Here is a 16,592-nt window from a genome sequence, read left to right as displayed (position 1 = left end):
GGGTAAAGAGGTAGAAGCGTGAAACTCCCCCTCATCCGCCGCTATCGCGGCACCTTCTCCCTCAAGGGAGAAGGAATTAACTTATCCAGCTACGATCCGGGAACACGGCCTCAAGCCGCCATTTGGCCGCCTGATCCGCCGTCAGTTTTTTCGCCCAGAAGACGCGCTGGCTCATATCGCCGCCCGACCCGCTGGAATTGTATTCAGCATAGTGCGCCGTGGCGTAGGTCTCGGTCTTGCCTGGCGTCCATTCGCGCCAGCCTTCGGGGTGGATCTTTCCGTCGATGCGCGTGTCGAGGAACACCACCTGCGCATAGGGCCGCCACGCCCGACCCAAATAATAGGTGCCGCTCCCCGCCGTGGTGATGCGGCAGTGATCGAAGACGTAGGCCGTCGTCTCGGTCGCCGCCGTGCGGCTGTGGGCGGTGATGAAGGCCCCGTCTCGCTCGATGATATGCAGGTGGCAATGGTCGAAAAAGGCCAAGGCGTTGCCGAAGATGAAGTCGACATGCCCTTCGATATAGCAGTCCCTGTAATATTGACGGCTGGGCACGGTCGGCTTTTTCGACGCTGCATAGAGCGTGTCCTGCGCCCCCAGCAGCCGCACCTTCGTCAACACGGCGCGGTCGGCATTGATCGACAGGGCCACGGCCTGAGACGGAGTATCCGGCTGGTTGAGATGGTAATCGTTCTGGATGGTCAGATTGCTGACGCGGAAGCCGTCGCCATTGACGGTGAAAGAGGACGACTTGCCTGTCCCACCGGCCATCCTGGCGCTGTCGCCCCAGACGATGATCACGTCTTCGGGCTTTTTGCCCTTGCCGACCAGATGCACGTCAGGCTTGGATAGGGTCAGTTTCTCGCGATAGGTGCCCGGCGCAATTTCCACCGTCCCACCCGTGTCGGGCAAGGCGGCAAAGGCTGCGGCCAGCGTCTTATGATCCGCCGGGACCCGCACGACAGGACGCGTCTGCGCCAAAGCCGGCGCGGTCGAAATGAGCGCAAGCGCCCCCGCACCGCAAAAGACGCGGCGATTGAGCTGGATCGAATCCACCATGATTACAGCGCCTTATATTTGAAGCTCTTGAAGCGCGCCTCGCCCTGCCCGGCGGCGTAGAAGCCGGGTTTCAGCATCAGGAAGCCGCCGCGCACATTGTGATGATAGCCCGACACCTCCATGCCGCGATCGAAACGCTTCCACGTCTGGCCATCCGACGAGGTGTCGAACGTGACGATATGGCGGTCGTTGCGCAGCCTCATCCACATCTTGCGGCCGTGCGGATTAGTCGGACGCCCCCGTTCGATGCCGTACTGGTGCGTGACGAAGTTTTTGGTATCAAACCCCAAACCGCAGTAGAGTTTGGTGTCGTAGAACAGCAGCAGCCCGGCGCGCACGCCGTCATCGATCTCGATTTCCATCTCGATCTCATAGGCCGGATCGCCGACAATGGTGATCAGCGGCGCGCTGGAACTTGGGGCCTCACCGGCGGCCTTGAGATGCAGCCCGCCGTTTTCGCGGCGGATACGGCTCTTCTCGGCGGCGGACGGATTGAAGAAATTCCACTGAACGCCGTACTTGTCGGTCGAGAAATCGTCCGACAGGGCGAAACCGTGCGCCGGCTGATGGCCGTGCGGCTTGCCGCCCGCAGGCTTCTTGATCGGCTTCGACAGGTCGCCGCCGCCGAAATCGAACCAACCGTCTTTCGACCACGTCACCGGGGCCAGAAGCGTCTGCCGCCCCAGCGTCCAGAAGCCGTTTTCATAGCCGTGATAGACGCCCCACCAGTCGCCAGAAGGCCCTTCGACCAGCGTCGCGTGACCGCGCGACCACCACTTTTCCTCCAGCGAGATCGTGCGCACCAGCGGGTTGCGCGGATGCTGCTCCCACGGGCCGTTGATCGACTTCGAACGCGCCGCGATGACCATGTGGCCGGTCGGCGGACCCGCCGTGCCGCCGACGGCGAGGATCAGGTAATAGTAGTCGCCATGACGGGTCACCTTGGGGCCTTCGGGGGCGAAGCCTTCGACCACCCAGTCCGACGGATAGCGCCACGGGTCGTAGACGTGCTCGACCTCACCCGCCTTCGACAGGCCGTCGTCGGACAGGCGCACGCGGTCGCCGCCCGACAGGAACAGCCAGCGCGAACCGTCTTCGCCGACCGCATGGCCGGGGTCGATATGACGCGGCAGGTCGAGATCGACAGGCTCCGACCACGGGCCTTCGATCTTGTCAGCCCAGATGACCCACGAGGTCGTTCTGGACTCCGGCGCGGACGTCTTCTTGGTCGGGATATAGAGGTAGAAGCGGCCCTTGTGCTTGCACAGTTCCGGCGCCCACACCGAACCGACATTTCTGGTCAGGGCCGGGCCGATCGGCCGCCAGTTGACCATATCCTTCGAATGCCAGATCACCAGACCGGGATAGGCGTCGAAGGTCGAAAAGGTCATATAGTAGTCTTCGCCGTCCTTCAGGATCGACGGGTCGGGATGGTCCCCGGCCATGATCGGATTGAGGAAGGTGCCATCGCCGAGATCCGGCTGACGCTGACCTTCGATACCCTTGAGCCACGACTTTTTAGGGCTTTGGGGTTTGGCGGGGGCCGCTTTTTTCTTCACCGCGGCTTCAGCAGCGGCCGGCGCACCGAACATAAGCGCGCCCAAGCCCAGGCCCTTAAGCGCATTGCGCCTGTCCGTCGTCATTTTGGCATTTCCTTCTGAGGATTTTTATATCGTTGCCGCATCTTTGTCCGCGAAAGCGCTGGCCGTCAACCCAAAATGATACCGGTATCATCCCTTATATGAGGCGGAGACTCACGCTTGCCGAACGAAACCGTTTGCACCGAGACCGAAGGTCGCCGACTGCCCTTTTTTCAGCCTCAGCGGCAGTTTGTGCGCCCCCAGTGACAGCGTCGCGGCCTCGCCGAAGGCGCTGGTGACCGTGACCTTGTCCAGCGTCATGTCGGCCCAGTGCAGGTCTACGGTGAAGCCGCCCCGCGCCTTCAGGCCCGTGATCTTCCCTTTGGGCCAGGCGGTCGGCAGGGCCGGCAGCAGGATGATCTCGTCATTGTAGGACTGCATCAGCATTTCGGTCATGCCCGACGTGCCGCCGAAATTGCCGTCGATCTGGAACGGCGGGTGGGCGTCGAACAGGTTGGGATAGGTGCGCTCAGGCCCCAGCAGAAGTTTCAGAATGCTGTGGGTGCGCTCGCCCTCGCCCAGCCGCGCCCACAGATTGATGCGCCAGCCGATGGCCCAGCCGGTCGACATATCGCCGCGCAGTTCCAGCGACTTTTTCGCGGCTGCCGCCAGTTCCGGCGTCTTGCGCGTAGTGATCTGGTGCGAGGGGAACAGACCGTAGAGATGCGAGACGTGACGGTGGTGCATGTCGTGCGCCTCCATGTCCCAGTCGTCCTTCCACTCCTGAAGCTGACCGGCCTTGCCGATCCGGTTGGGCGCCAGCTTGTCGCGCATGGCGGCGGTTTCGGCACGGAAGGCCTTATCGGTCTTCAGGATTTCCGCCGCCGCGATAGTGTTGGAGAACAGGTCGCGGATAATCTGCATGTCCATGGTCGGGCCCGCGCAGATCGAGGTGCCGAACTTGTGACGGTTTTCCGGAGAAATAGACGGCGCGGTGACCATGTAGCCCGACGCCGGGTCCTTCACCAACGTGTCGAGGAAGAACTGCGACGCCCCTTTCAGGATCGGATAGATTTCTTTCAGATAGGCCGGGTCGCGCCCATAGTCGTAACGGTCCCACAGGTGCAGGCACAGCCAGGCCCCGCCGGTCGGCCAGGTGCCGTAGAAGGCGGCGTCGATGGGCGCGGTGGCGCGCCACAGATCGGTATTGTGATGCGTGACCCAACCGCGCGCGCCGTACATGATTTTCGCCGTCTCCGCCCCGGTGACGGAAATGTCCTTCACCATCTGGATCAGCGGCTCGGTCAGTTCCGGCAGGGCCGTCGGCTCGGCAGGCCAGTAGTTCATCTCGGTATTGATGTTGATCGTGTACTTGCCGCCCCACGGGGCGTTGAGCTTCTCGTTCCACAGGCCTTGCAGATTGGCCGGCTGAGTGCCGGGCCGCGAACACGAGATCAACAGGTAGCGACCGTACTGGAAATAGAGCGCGGCCAGCGCCGGATCGTTCTGCGTCTGCGACCTGGCGATGCGTTCATTGGTCGGCAGGTCGGCGAATTCCGTGCGCCCGAAATCGACATTCACCCGATCGAACAGCGCCTTGTGCGCGGTCAGATGCGCGGCATAAAGATCGTCGTAGGACCTGGCCGCCGCCTTGTCGATCTGGCCTCTGGTGAGAGCGGTCGGTTCGCCGGACACGTCGCGGAAGGACTTGTAATTAGTTGCCGCCGCCATGTAGACCAGCACGCTGTCGGCCCCCTTCACGTCCAGCCCGTCCTGCCCTGCCGTCTGATGGCCGCCGGTGGCGACCACGCGCACGCGGCTCTCGAAGCGCAACGCCCCTTCCTTGCCGTTGTGGCCCCCGTTGCGGCCCGACAGGACGATCTCCTGCGCGTTTTCGACACGCACCGCCCCCACCTGCGGCGTCTCGAAATTGAGGTGGAAGCCGATCTGGCCCGGCTTGTCGGCACTGAGGCGCATGACCAGCACCTGATCGACGGGCGTGATGAAGGTTTCGCGTCTGTAGGTCACGCCGTCCTGACGATAGGTGACGGTCGATAGGGCCCGGGTCAGGTCCAGTTCGCGACGATAGGCCGAGGCATTGGAGGACGGTCCGAAGGTCAGGGCCAGTTCGCCGATCGTCTGATACGACACCTGCCGCATGGGATTGCCCATGAACTTCGCCTGAATCAGTTCCTGGGCCTCCAGATACCTGCCGTCGAAGATCAGCTTGCGGATTTCGGGAAGCGCCGCCGGACCGGCGGGATTGGCCGGTTGATAAGGCGCGCCGGCATAGAGGGTGTCCTCGTTCAGTTGCAGCCGCTCGCGCGCCACGCCGCCGAAGACCATGGCCCCCAGACGCCCGTTGCCCAGCGGCAGGGCCTCGGTCCATTCGACCGCCGGGGCGTTGTACCACAGGGTCAGATCATTGCCCGTGGCGGCGGTCGGCCCGGCTTTCGCCACCTGCGGCATCAGCGCCGCCAGAGACAGACCAGCGGACAGTTTGAGCGTTTCACGACGGCTTAGGGTCACCATAGTCTCCCGTATATTTTTGTTTCACTGGACAATAGCCGTTTCACCGACGAACGAAAGCGTTCCGAGCAAAAAAAGATCACGATGCGAGAGGGATGTCCGCAACCCGATACAGCGACCCTTCGAACCGCCGAGCAAAACATGCGTGTGAAAATCAGGTTGCCCTTATGACCGGCAGGTCCGGAATCGATCAGTCCAGCGCGTCCTGATCGTGCAGGAATGCTCGAATAGCCGTTACCGCTTCAGGCTCATCGAGGATGGGGGCGTGGCCCCGGTTCGGCAGGGTCAGAGACCGGGTTTGCGGATGTTCGCGCACCATGCGCTCCAGCGTTTGCGCCGACAAAAGGTCCGAGAGCCCACCGCGTATAGCCAGAACGGGAAGGTCTTTCAGGCCTGCCCATAATTCCCAAAGCTCCGGCGGTGCGACCGCTTCGCTCGCAGGGGCCATGCCTTCGGCAATAGCCGTGTCATAGGCGGCGACAGGGCGACCGTCGATCTCGACATGGGTGCGCCGCGCAAAGGCCATCCAGTCCTCAGGCCCGAAATCCGGGAAGGCGGCGGCATTGATGCGCGCCGTCGCCTCCGCGGCCTCGGCCCAGGTCGTCGCGGGCTTGCCTTTGCCGACATAGGACCGAATGCGCTCCAGCCCTTCGGGCGACAGCTTCGGCCCGACGTCGTTGAGCACGATCCCGCGCACGCGCGGCGGCGCCATCGCCGCCAGCACCATCGAAATCAGCCCCCCCATCGAAGTGCCGATAAAGGTCGCCCGCTCGATATTCAGATGGGTCATCAGGGCCAGTACGTCCTGCACATAGATGCCCAGCGTGTAGTTCGCCGCCGCCTCGTCCCGTTGCGACCGCCCCCGTCCCCGGACGTCAGGTACGACAAACCGGTGCGTCGGCGGCAACTGCGCCATCAATGGCTCGAAATCGGCGCTGTTTCGCGTCAGACCGTGCAGGCAGATGACCGCGCGCGACGCCTGAGGAGTGTAGTCGCGGGCATAAAGCGCCAATCGGCCCGCACCCATCGTATCCAGCCCGCTGCGGTAATATACATCCTGATACGGTTGGGGCATGTCCGGCATAAAGCCCTCCTGTCGCACCTTCCGAGCCTTCGGCATCCAGTCCGGCATGTCAATGCCGAAAGCTTCACCTCAACAGATAGCTACCAGATACCCAACATGACGCCGACACACCCGGCAACCGATTTAACAGACCCGCAATCGTTTTCATTTCGCCCGCCGGCGTTTTACCTCTTTTCACGCCCTCACGCCTCGGCATAGGTTGCGCCACCGGTGTCACAGGCGCCGCAAAAATACGAACCGCCCGCCTGACGGGCGATCAATGCCTACAGAAACAAAAAGGAAGCGTCAGAATGAGCGATACGGGGGACCGTGCCTACTCCACCAAGGGAATCGGGCGCTACCGTTGGGTGATTTGCGCCTTGTTGTTCATCGCCATCGGGATCAACTATATCGACCGCCAGATGATCGGCATCCTGAAGCCCACGCTGCAAGGCGAGCTTCAGTGGAACGAGATCGACTACGCCAATATCGTCTTCTGGTTCCAGTGCTTCTACGCCGTGGGCTTCCTGACCTTCGGGCGGATCATCGACGCCGTCGGCGTGCGCATCGGGTACGCCGTGGCCTTCACCATCTGGACCGTCGCCTCCATCGGCCACGGCCTGATCCACAGCGTCACCCAGTTCGCCATCGCCCGCTCCATCCTCGGCTTCGGCGAATCCGGCTCCTTCCCGGCCTCGCTGAAGGCCGTGTCGGAATGGTTCCCGCAGAAAGAGCGCGCTCAGGCCGTCGGCATCTTCAACGCCGGCACCGCCATGGGCCCGATCATCACCCCCCTGCTCGTCCCCGCCATCACCCTGGCCTTCGGGTGGCGCGCGGCGTTCATCTCCATCGGCATTGTGACGGCCCTGTGGCTGATCGCCTGGCTGATCATGTACCGTCAGCCGCACAAGCACCCCAGGGTGTCGCCGGCCGAACTGGCGCACATTCAGTCCGACGACACGCCCGCCGAAGCCGCCGCGCCCGCCGCCAGGATTTCGTGGTTCAAGCTTTTGACCTTCCGTCAGACCTGGGCCTATGCGCTGGGCAAGTTTCTCACCGATCCCATCTGGTGGCTCTATCTCTTCTGGCTGCCGGACTTCCTCAACAAGCGCCACGGCCTCGATCTCAAGACCTTCGGCCCGGCCCTGATCGCCGTTTATCTGCTGGCCGACTTCGGTTCGATCTTCGGCGGCTGGGCCTCCTCGAAACAGATGCAGGCCGGGCGCAGCGCCAATGCCGCGCGCAAATCGACCATGCTGATGTGCGCGCTGCTCGTCACCCCCATCGTCGCCGCGCAGTTCGTCGACAATCTGTGGGGCGCGGTCGCCATCATCGGCCTGGCGGCCGCCTCGCATCAGGCCTGGTCGGCCAATCTGATGACCCTGCCGTCCGACCTGTTCCCGAAACAGGCCGTAGCCTCGGTCATAGGCATCGGCGGCATGGCCGGCGCCATCGGCGGTATGCTGATGACCACCTATAACGGCTATATTCTGGAGCTGTTCAAGTCGTACCAGCCGATCTTCATCGTCGCCGGTTCGGCCTACCTCATCGCCATCTTCGTCATCCACACCCTCGCGCCCAGACTCGAAAAAGTGCCCGAAGAAAAAATTCTGAAGGGGTAAAAGCAGAAAAGCCCGTTCCCACCTGAACGGGCTTTTGGCTTGCCTCACTGGTGTCTGAGCGCCTTGCCCGGCTCGGTCGAAGCGCTGGCCAGCGCCAGCCCGCCCACCGTCCCCAGCGCGATGATCAGCGCCGCCGCCGTGGCGATGACGAAAAACAGCGGGCTGATGCCGATGGCGTCGTCGAACTGCGACAACCACCGCCCCAAGGCCAGCCAGGCCAGCGGCCAGGCAATGACGCTGGCGATCAGCACCGGGCGCAGAAACTGCAGCGTCAGCAAGCGCACCACCTGACCGCGCGAGGCCCCCAACACCTTGCGCAGACCGATCTCACGCGCCCGGCGCGACGTATTGAACGCCGCCATGCCGTAAAGGCCGATGCAGCCGATCAGTGCCGCCACACCTGCCCCCACGCCGAACAGGTTGGAACGGTCGCGTTCCGGCTTATAGTATTTGTCGAGGTTTTCCGCCGCCGAACTCACTTCGAACGGCACGTCCGGCGCGATCCCGCGCCACGCCTTGCGCAGGCGTTCGCGCATCACGCTTTCGCTGACCCCGGCATAGCGGACAAAGCCGACCGCCGACTGCGACACATGACGGTCGAACAGGTAGAGCTTGGCCGGAATGACTTCCGCCGGGTGATAGAAGCGCACGTCCTCGACCACGCCGATGATACGCACCGGACGATTGCTGAAACGCGCCGGCTGCCCGATAGCCGCTTCCGGTGAGGCAAAGCCCATGCGCTTTACGGTCAGACGGCTGATGACGACATTGGTCACGCGATTGGGCTCTTCCTTGGCCCAGTCCCAGATCTGATCTTCGGCAAAGCGGGAATCGAACACGCGGCCCGCGACCCGTTTTACACCGATCAGTTCGAAATAGTCCGGGCCCACAATGGACCAGTTGACCGACGGAGACTCGGTGACGCTGTCAGCCTGTCCCGGACGCACGATATTGGAGTTATTCATCGTGCTTTGGTCGCCCGGAATGGCGTTGGCGATGCTGGCCGCGCTGACACTGGGCAGGGCCCGTGTCGCCGTCAGAAAGGCGTCGCGCTGCGACGGCGTGATGTGGGTGTCGCGGATCGAATTGACCAGCAGCAGCCCTTCGCGCCTGAAACCGAGATCGGCGGTCTGGATATGGTCGATCTGACGAATGAAGCCCAGCATCAGGGTAAAGGCGACCACCACCGCCGCGAATTGCAGAATAACCAGCGCCTCACGCAAATGAACGCCCATGCGCCCGCCCGCCGGGGTGCGGCTTGAGGCCAAGACCTGCGCCGGTTTGAAGGCCGACAGGGCGAAGGCCGGATAAAGCGCGGCCACCATGCCCGCAGCCATGACGATGCCCAGCAAGGCCAGCAGCCACAGGGCGTCCGCCGCGTAGTCGAGCGACAGCGACAATCCGCCGGTCGCATTGATCAGCGGCAGGCTCAGCTCGACCAGCGACAGGCCGATCAGGAAGGCCAGCAACAGGGTCAGCAAGGCCTCGCCCATGAACTGCAAACGCAAGACCAGAGGACGCGCCCCCAGCGTCTTTCGCACCGCCACTTCCCGCGCCCTCAGACCGGCTCGCGCCGTGGCCAGATTGACGTAGTTGATCAAGGCCAGCACCAGCGCCACCACACCGACCAGCCCCAGAGTGAGGATGGCGGCTTCCTGCTTCGGATCGATCAGGTGAACGTCGCCCAGCGGCACCACCACCAGCTTCATCACGCTGCTGCCCTTGATTCCCGGACCGAAGCTGTCGCCCACCTGACGGTCGGTGAAGCGATCCATCTGGGCCTGCAAGGCTTTCGCCTCGGCACGATTGCGGAATTTGACGAAAGCCATGAGTTGCGACGAACCCCAGTGATGCCAGGTATCGGTTTCCATCGCCGTGCGCTGCGGCGTCAGGCGGCGCAATATGCCTAGTTTCAGTTCGGTATTCTTGGGCAGATCCCTGGTCACCGCGCTGACGATGTAGTTACGGCGGCCCTCCTCATCGCTGAGGGTCAGGGTCTTGCCCAGGGCCTGCGTCGTGCCGAAATATTTGCGCGCCATGTCTTCACTGACGACCACATGGCCCGGATCGGTGAGCGCACTGGCGGCGTCACCCGCCACCAGAGGCACGGCGAAGAAGGTGAGAAACTCCGGATCGACCAGTTCAATCTGCTCGGAATAGACCTCCGCGCCCTTATGCACGGTGGCCGAATTGCTCCAGTCGCGCACCGTGACAAGCTGCGGATAGCTGGCCTTCAACTCTTCGGTCAGCCCGCCCATGGCTCCCACACGCACCTCGTCGGTCATACCCGGAAAGAAGTAACGGGTGCCGAAGGTGTAGATGTTTTCGCGTTCAGGGCTCCAGTCCTCGTAATGGGTTTCAAAGCGGAACAGCAGGCTGAGGGCGATAAAGACGGCGATGCCGAGGCTCAGGCCCAGCAGGTTGAGAAAGCCGTACAGGGGATGCCGGGTGAAGGAGCGCCAGAAGGCGATGAATATGGAGCGAAGCATCTGACCGGTCCTCACAACATCTGGGCGACGGAGGCGACTAATTGGCCGTCGAGAATGTCGATACGACGGCTGGCCTGATCGGCGTGGCTGGGCGAATGGGTGACCATGACGATGGTCGCGCCCGCTGCGTTGAGACCCTTGAGAATGTCCATCACCTGTGCGCCGTTTTCCGTATCGAGATTGCCGGTCGGTTCGTCGGCGAGGATCAGGTCCGGATTGCCGACAATAGCGCGGGCGATGGCGGCGCGCTGCTGCTGACCGCCAGAAAGCTGATGCGGGAAGTGGCGGGCGCGATGGGCGATACCGACGCGATCCATGGCGGCTTCTATGGCCTGACGGCGCGAGCCTTTCTGACCGGTGCGATAGAGCAGACCCAACTCGATATTCTCAAAGATGGTCAGGTCGTCCACCAGATTGAAGCTCTGGAAGATGAAGCCCAGATGCCTGGCGCGGTGCTGGGCCAGCTTCGCCTCGCTCAGTCTGGCCAGATCGACCCCGTTGAACAGATAGGCGCCGGAAGTCGGCCGGTCGATAGTGCCCAGCGTATTGAGCAGGGTCGACTTGCCGCAGCCCGACGGGCCCATAATGGCGACGAACTCGCCCTGCCGGATGGTGAGATTGATATTGTGCAGAGCCGTGGTTTCGATCTCGTCGGACCGGTACAGGCGGGAAACGTTCTGAAGTTCGATCATGTCAATTCTGGCTCGGCTTGAGACGAAGATGTTGCGCATTGCGCAGGTTGGAGACGCCGGCGGTGACGATGCGTTCGCCGGGCCTGAGGCCGCTGAGGATTTCGACCTGTTCGGGGTTGCGGCGGCCGACCGTAACGGCGCGGCGGGTCGCCTGATCGCCCTTGGCGTTGAGCACAAAGACCCAGGCCCCGCCCGATTCCGTCAGCCAGCTCCCCGTCGGTGCGAGGATGGCCGGGGCCGTCTGGCCCAGTTTCAGGCGGATATCGACGGTTTCGCCGCGTTTGAGGTCCGCGGGCGGCGGCGTGACGAATTGCAGTTCGGCCACCACACGCCCATTGGTCACCTGCGGGAAGACCTTGGACACGGCGACGCCGACCGGCTGACCGTGCAGGCTGGCCTCGGCCTTCTGCCCTTCGGACAGGCGCTGCAGGTAGAATTCGTCGACCTCGGCGCGCAGCTTGTAACGGCCCTCGGAATCGACCTGCCCCACCGGATCGCCCTCTTTCACCGCCTGACCCGGCTTGAGGCCAAAGGCCGTCAGGCGGCCTTCGGCCGGGGCCGTGATGGTCAGGGCGTCGAGACCGCGGCGCACATCGCCGAGATTACGGCGCAGGTCCTGCGCATTGTCCTGCACCTGACGGCGCTGACCGGCGTAGAATTCGCTGTCCGGGGTCTGGGCGGTTTTCAGCGCCGCGACGCGCTGACGTTGATAGGTTACCTCGTCGGCATAGGGCTTGACGGCCGCATCGTTGATAAAGCCCTTCTCACGCAGGGTCTGGCGCTTTTGCAGTTCCTGCTCGGCGCGGCTCAGCGCATAAGAGGCGTCGGCCAGCGCCTGTTCGCGATTTTCCTGCGCTGTCTTCAGCGCCATGAGCTGATTGGAATTGTCGGTCAGCCGCGCCGAAATATCGGCTTCGCGCGCCGACACATCGAGCGTCAGGGCCGGATTGACCAGATAGACCAGAGCCTGGCCCTTGGCCACGGTGTCGCCGTCGCTGACCGCCACGGCCTGCACGCGCCCGGCCGCAGCGGCGGTGATGTAGACCGTGTCGAGCGGCACGGCTTCGGCGCGCAAGGGCACATAGTCCTGATAGGGGGCGCGCACCACCTCACCGGTTTCAAGGCTGCGCACCTCGATGTCCATCGTCCCGGACTGCGGCAGGGACAGGTAGCCGGCAAGAGCCGCGGCGCCCAGCACCGCCACGGCAGCGGCGATCTGGAACGGACGGCGTCGATACCAGGCGCGCTGGCGCTTGCGGTCCATTGAGGAGGATGCGGAAGAGGGAGAGAAGACGTTATCGGGCATGTTAAAACGCTAACACAGGCTTTTCAATTCATATAAATAATTCATTTTACTTGATTTTTAGCGATTTTTGCCCTCAAATCAGGTGACAAAACGCCCCTCAGGTGTCCGAATCCGAACATGCCTTCCGAAGCCCAGACAGAGACCGAAAAGCCGCCGCTTAGGACCGCCGTCTTCCTCGACGACGATCCCGATATCCTCGATGCCGCCGGGCTGGTCCTGACCCGGCACGGGTTTAGTTTACGCACCGCGCAGTCCCCGGATGAGGCGCGCGGTCTGCTTTATGCCGAAACCCCGGACGTGCTGCTGCTCGACCTCAACTACCGGCGCGGCGACACGTCGGGCGAGGCCGGACTGGCCTTTTTGCAGGAGCAACTGGCCAGAACCCCGCACCTGCCCGTCGTGGTCGTCACCGGGCATTCGGGCATGAGCATAGCCATTCAGGCGATGCGGCTGGGAGCGCAGGACTTCGTGGTCAAGCCGTGGAACAATGAGCGGCTGGTGGCGTCCTTGCGCGCCGCCATCGACACCCCGCCGCGCGTGCCCGCCGATCTGCCGCCGCAGGACCTCAATCTGGAACGCTCCGAGCGCGAGTTGATCAAGGCCGCGCTGGGCCGGCATCAGTTCAACATTTCGCACGCCGCGAAGGATCTCGGCCTGACGCGGGCGGCGCTTTACCGGCGCATGGAAAAGCATGGACTCTAGGCGCATATGGCTCAGCATCGCCGCGCAGGTGGGCGTCTTCGCACTGGGGGTCGGGCTGTGGCTGGCCTTCAGCAAGGGCTATTACGCCACAGCGGTCGTGTGCGGACTGGGCGCTGTGGGGCTGGCCGTCGCCGGCGTCAACAGCCCGGCCTTCCATCTGGCGCGCGAACGGTTGCGGTCAAGGCTGGGTCCCGCGCCGATCTTTACCGCCGAGCTGGGACGGCGGCGGCTTCAGATGCTGCTCGATCAGGCCCCCTCGCCGCTCCTGCTGCAGACCGATGACGATCAACTCATCGCCGTCAACCGCGCCGCCCGCCAACTGTTCGGCGTGGCCTACGCCCTGCCGCTGGCCGTGCGGCGCAACCTCCTGGGCGAGGGCGACCTGTTCGCGCCGGGCCGTCAGATCGTGTGGGAGGGCCGCACCTTTGCGGTTCAGCACAACGAACTGATCGAGGACAACCGCACTTCGCAACTGGCGGTCCTGACCGACATTTCCGCCGATGTGCGGGCCGCCGAGGCCACGGCGTTGCGCGACCTGCTGCGCGTGCTGAACCACGAACTGATGAACGCTCTGACGCCCGTCGCCTCGATGAGCAAGAGCGCGCTCGACCTGCTGCACGACGATACGCCCGAAGCGCGCCACCTGGCGGTCAAGGCGCTGGAGCGCGTCGTCGCCCGCACCGAGGGTCTGCACGACTTTATCAACGCCTACCGCGCTCTGACCCGACTGCCGCCACCCAGCGTGCAGACGGTGCGCCTGTCGGAATGGCTGGACGTCCTGCACGAGAGCTTCACAGCCCAATGGTCGGACAAAGGGGGGACGGACAAGGGCGTGACGCTCCTGTGGGAAGTCCCGCCCGAAGACATGCACATCCGAATGGACGAGGACCAGATGTGGCTGTGCGCCGGCAATCTGCTCAATAACGGCGCGCAGGCGGCTTTGGAGAAAGGCGAGGCGCGCGTCCGGTTGCGCGTGACAGCGAATGAGGCCGCGATCAGCGTTCTGATCGAAGATTCCGGCCCCGGCATCCCCACGGAACACAGCCGTCAGGTCTTCATGCCCTTCTTCACCACCAAGGCAACCGGCACGGGTGTCGGCCTCAGTCTGGCGCGCCAGATCGTGCAGGGCCACGGTTCGGAACTGAGCCTGCTGCCGGTCACCCCCGGCGACCCGGACGCCTTGGGCGGGGCCCGTTTCGCCTTTACGCTGACGCGGGTTTAGAACTTCTTCGATAGCGTAACAAAGGTCGAGTCGCCGTAGCGTGCCCCCAGTTCGGACTTGTCCGTCGTGGTGAAGGTCAGGCTGGCGTTGAACTTCGGCGTTACCGCATAGCTTATCCCCGCCAGATAGCTGGTGTAATCGGTGCTGTACTGATTGTGACGGAAGCCGTTAGCCGCCTGGAGCGTCAGCTTGGGCGTCAGCTTGTAGTCCAGCCCCCATTCGGCATAGGTCGCCTCTTTCGCCTTGCCATAATTATCCGGGGAATAGGCCAGATTGAGCTTGGCGGTCAGACGCGCATTCAGCTTGCGCGCCGCATTGACTTCATACTCCATGAACTCGTTATCGATGCCGATTCGGGTGCCGTTATACTGCTTGAAGATGGCGCGGGCCGTGACGTCGTTGCCGAGGATCTTCGTCCTGTAGCCCAGCATGGCCTGCGTCTGGTTGTCGACGCCGGTCGTGCGGTCACGCATGGATTTATAGAGAACGCCGACAAAGACCTTGCCATAGGCGGCCTGCGCCCCGGCCGTATATTGCGGCCGGCCTTCGGTCTGGCTGACGCCGCGATAGATGCCGTCGCTCAGGGCTTTGATTTCCGCCGAATATTTGACCGTTTCGGCCTGAGCGGCGACAGGGATAACCAGCAGCAGGGCCGCAGACAAAAGGGTTCCGTTCGCAGACATGTTTGCCTCCGTATTTCATTTTGTTATTTGAAAAAGAAACCCGTGCCGGAAGCTCGAACCGGTACTCCGGCACGGGTCAGTCGGGGGCGCAGGGGGTGGGAGGAGCGCCCCTAAGCCAGTCGGTTCAGTCGGCGCTTTTTTCGCCAACCTGAACACCGGCGGGCGCACCGTGGATGGCCACGACCGGTTCGGCCTCGACCACAGGCTTGCCACTCAGGGCGGCGCGGAAGGTGTCCATATCCACCGACTTTTCCCAACGGCTGACGACCACGGTGGCGACCGCATTGCCGATGAAGTTGGTGATCGAACGGCATTCCGACATGAAGCGATCGACGCCCAGAATGATGGCCATACCGGCGATCGGCACCGTCGGCACCACCGACAGGGTGGCGGCCAGTGTAATGAAGCCCGCGCCCGTCACCCCCGCCGCGCCCTTGGACGACAGCATGGCAACCGACAGAAGCAGCAACTGCTGTTCCAGCGACAAGTGGGTATTGGTGGCCTGAGCGATAAACAGGGCGGCCAGCGTCATATAGATATTGGTGCCATCAAGGTTGAACGAATAGCCGGTCGGCACGACAAGGCCGACGACCGAGCGCTTGCAGCCCGCGGCTTCCATCTTTTCCATCAGGCTCGGCAAGGCCGACTCCGAGGACGAGGTGCCCAGCACCAGAAGAAGCTCCGCCTTCAGATAGCCGATCAGCTTGAAGATCGAGAAGCCGTTGGCCGCACAGACGGCGCCCAGAATGACGATCACGAACAGGGCCGAGGTGGCGTAGAAGGTGCCGACCAGCGCCGCCAGATTAACGATGGACGCGATGCCGTACTTGCCGATGGTGAAGGCGAAAGCCCCGAAGGCCCCGATGGGCGCGGCCTTCATCAGGATCGACACCATCTTGAAGATGGCGTGGCTGACGGTTTCCAGCAGGTTGACCAGCGGTTTGGCGCGTTCGCCGACAAAGATCAAAGAAATGCCGAACAGGATGGCGATAAACAGCACCTGAAGAATGTTGCCTTCGACAAAGGCCGAGGTGAAGGTCGTCGGGATAATGTCCATCACGAAACCGATCAGGCTCGTTTCGTGCGCCTTGGCGGCGTATTCATCCACCTTGGCATTATGAAGCGTCGCCGGGTCGATATTCATGCCGTGCCCCGGCTGCACCACATTGGCGACGATCAGGCCGACGATCAGGGCCAGGGTCGAAAAGGTCAGGAAGTAGGCAAAGGCCTTGCCCGTGACCGAACCGACGCCTTTCAGCGAGCCCATGCCGGCAATTCCGGTGACGATGGTCAGGAAGATGACCGGAGAGATGATCATCTTGACCAGCTTGATAAAGCCGTCGCCCAACGGTTTCAGCGCCTCGCCGGTCTGCGGATAAAAGTGCCCGATGGCCGCGCCCAGAGCGATGGCGACCAGAACCTGAAAATAGAGGTGGGTGTAGAAGGGGCGCTTGCGCGGCGCGGCCGCTGTCAGCGTTTCAGTAGGGGTATGCATCAGCATGTGCGTTCCTCGACCCTTTGGTGATTTTTGTTAACCCACCATAATCCGACGGCACCCCTCTGCCCATAATTCGATCCATTTTCATTAATATATTGAAATATATAATTTTACTACGAAATCGAGTCGTCATATTGTGTGGAATTTCA

The 16,592-nt window shown here is 62.8% G+C and carries 12 protein-coding genes; 3 read left to right on the top strand and 9 right to left on the bottom strand.

Annotation, left to right across the window (positions count from 1 at the left end; translation table 11 throughout):
* Positions 1 to 76: 76 nt before the first annotated feature.
* The 4 genes from LH365_RS15265 to LH365_RS15250 all read right to left on the bottom strand — a co-directional run bounded on the left by LH365_RS15265 (position 77) and on the right by LH365_RS15250 (position 6,250).
* Positions 77 to 1,057 carry a pectinesterase family protein gene (locus LH365_RS15265; protein ID WP_226746209.1) on the bottom strand — a complete coding sequence of 327 codons (981 nt, stop codon included), beginning with the start codon at positions 1,055 to 1,057 and terminating at the stop codon, positions 77 to 79.
* 2 nt (positions 1,058 to 1,059) lie between these two features.
* A complete protein-coding gene (locus LH365_RS15260) occupies positions 1,060 to 2,700 on the bottom strand; it encodes a family 43 glycosylhydrolase (RefSeq protein WP_226746208.1) in 1,641 nt (546 codons plus the stop codon).
* Positions 2,701 to 2,811: 111 nt separating this feature from the next.
* The gene (locus tag LH365_RS15255) at positions 2,812 to 5,169 is read right to left on the bottom strand and encodes a glycoside hydrolase N-terminal domain-containing protein (RefSeq protein WP_226746207.1); all 2,358 of its coding nucleotides are present in this window, start codon (positions 5,167 to 5,169) and stop codon (positions 2,812 to 2,814) included.
* A 187-nt stretch (positions 5,170 to 5,356) separates the two neighbouring features.
* Complete coding sequence (locus LH365_RS15250) at positions 5,357 to 6,250, bottom strand: alpha/beta fold hydrolase (protein WP_226746206.1); 894 nt, start codon at positions 6,248 to 6,250, stop codon at positions 5,357 to 5,359.
* 290 nt (positions 6,251 to 6,540) lie between these two features.
* Between LH365_RS15250 and LH365_RS15245 the strand changes: the two genes are divergently transcribed.
* On the top strand, positions 6,541 to 7,851 hold the full coding sequence (locus LH365_RS15245; protein ID WP_226746205.1) for an MFS transporter: 1,311 nt from the start codon (positions 6,541 to 6,543) through the stop codon (positions 7,849 to 7,851).
* 44 nt (positions 7,852 to 7,895) lie between these two features.
* Here the strand turns inward: LH365_RS15245 and LH365_RS15240 are convergent, their stop codons facing one another.
* The 3 genes from LH365_RS15240 to LH365_RS15230 are packed head-to-tail and all read right to left on the bottom strand — an operon-like array spanning position 7,896 to position 12,296.
* A complete protein-coding gene (locus tag LH365_RS15240; protein WP_226746204.1) occupies positions 7,896 to 10,340 on the bottom strand; it encodes an ABC transporter permease in 2,445 nt (814 codons plus the stop codon).
* Between the two features lie 11 nt (positions 10,341 to 10,351).
* A complete protein-coding gene (locus tag LH365_RS15235; protein ID WP_226746203.1) occupies positions 10,352 to 11,032 on the bottom strand; it encodes an ABC transporter ATP-binding protein in 681 nt (226 codons plus the stop codon).
* Between the two features lies 1 nt (position 11,033).
* Complete coding sequence (locus LH365_RS15230) at positions 11,034 to 12,296, bottom strand: efflux RND transporter periplasmic adaptor subunit (protein WP_226746202.1); 1,263 nt, start codon at positions 12,294 to 12,296, stop codon at positions 11,034 to 11,036.
* Between the two features lie 159 nt (positions 12,297 to 12,455).
* On the opposite strand from LH365_RS15230, the gene LH365_RS15225 reads away from it, so the two are divergent.
* Together LH365_RS15225 and LH365_RS15220 are read left to right on the top strand one after the other, a co-directional pair.
* Positions 12,456 to 13,040 carry a response regulator transcription factor gene (locus LH365_RS15225; protein ID WP_226746201.1) on the top strand — a complete coding sequence of 195 codons (585 nt, stop codon included), beginning with the start codon at positions 12,456 to 12,458 and terminating at the stop codon, positions 13,038 to 13,040.
* Positions 13,030 to 14,262 (top strand): PAS domain-containing sensor histidine kinase, encoded by a 1,233-nt coding sequence (locus tag LH365_RS15220; protein ID WP_226746200.1) that lies wholly within the window; start codon positions 13,030 to 13,032, stop codon positions 14,260 to 14,262. Before LH365_RS15225 ends, LH365_RS15220 begins: the two co-directional genes overlap by 11 nt.
* Here the strand turns inward: LH365_RS15220 and LH365_RS15215 are convergent.
* Positions 14,259 to 14,945 carry a TorF family putative porin gene (locus LH365_RS15215; protein ID WP_226746199.1) on the bottom strand — a complete coding sequence of 229 codons (687 nt, stop codon included), beginning with the start codon at positions 14,943 to 14,945 and terminating at the stop codon, positions 14,259 to 14,261. The two genes, LH365_RS15220 and LH365_RS15215, sit on opposite strands and share 4 nt — an antisense overlap.
* 124 nt (positions 14,946 to 15,069) lie before the next feature.
* Entirely contained in the window at positions 15,070 to 16,446 is a 1,377-nt protein-coding gene (locus LH365_RS15210) for a dicarboxylate/amino acid:cation symporter (RefSeq protein WP_226746198.1), read from the bottom strand.
* Positions 16,447 to 16,592: the final 146 nt, after the last annotated feature.

The sequence above is a fragment of the Asticcacaulis sp. AND118 genome (assembly GCF_020535245.1).
Lineage (GTDB): Bacteria > Pseudomonadota > Alphaproteobacteria > Caulobacterales > Caulobacteraceae > Asticcacaulis.
The sequence above is the reverse complement of the archived record's forward strand: the minus strand, read 5'-3'. Positions and strand labels throughout refer to the sequence as shown.

What these genes read in the sequence shown, in the direction of transcription:
- LH365_RS15230 (WP_226746202.1), bottom strand. Translation starts at nt 12,296, where the DNA reads ATGGACCGCAAGCGCCAGCGCGCCTGGTATCGACGCCGTCCGTTCCAG.
- LH365_RS15260 (WP_226746208.1), bottom strand. Translation starts at nt 2,700, where the DNA reads ATGACGACGGACAGGCGCAATGCGCTTAAGGGCCTGGGCTTGGGCGCG.
- LH365_RS15225 (WP_226746201.1), top strand. Translation starts at nt 12,456, where the DNA reads ATGCCTTCCGAAGCCCAGACAGAGACCGAAAAGCCGCCGCTTAGGACC.
- LH365_RS15210 (WP_226746198.1), bottom strand. Translation starts at nt 16,446, where the DNA reads ATGCTGATGCATACCCCTACTGAAACGCTGACAGCGGCCGCGCCGCGC.
- LH365_RS15265 (WP_226746209.1), bottom strand. Translation starts at nt 1,057, where the DNA reads ATGGTGGATTCGATCCAGCTCAATCGCCGCGTCTTTTGCGGTGCGGGG.
- LH365_RS15245 (WP_226746205.1), top strand. Translation starts at nt 6,541, where the DNA reads ATGAGCGATACGGGGGACCGTGCCTACTCCACCAAGGGAATCGGGCGC.
- LH365_RS15250 (WP_226746206.1), bottom strand. Translation starts at nt 6,250, where the DNA reads ATGCCGGACATGCCCCAACCGTATCAGGATGTATATTACCGCAGCGGG.
- LH365_RS15220 (WP_226746200.1), top strand. Translation starts at nt 13,030, where the DNA reads ATGGACTCTAGGCGCATATGGCTCAGCATCGCCGCGCAGGTGGGCGTC.
- LH365_RS15215 (WP_226746199.1), bottom strand. Translation starts at nt 14,945, where the DNA reads ATGTCTGCGAACGGAACCCTTTTGTCTGCGGCCCTGCTGCTGGTTATC.
- LH365_RS15240 (WP_226746204.1), bottom strand. Translation starts at nt 10,340, where the DNA reads ATGCTTCGCTCCATATTCATCGCCTTCTGGCGCTCCTTCACCCGGCAT.
- LH365_RS15255 (WP_226746207.1), bottom strand. Translation starts at nt 5,169, where the DNA reads ATGGTGACCCTAAGCCGTCGTGAAACGCTCAAACTGTCCGCTGGTCTG.
- LH365_RS15235 (WP_226746203.1), bottom strand. Translation starts at nt 11,032, where the DNA reads ATGATCGAACTTCAGAACGTTTCCCGCCTGTACCGGTCCGACGAGATC.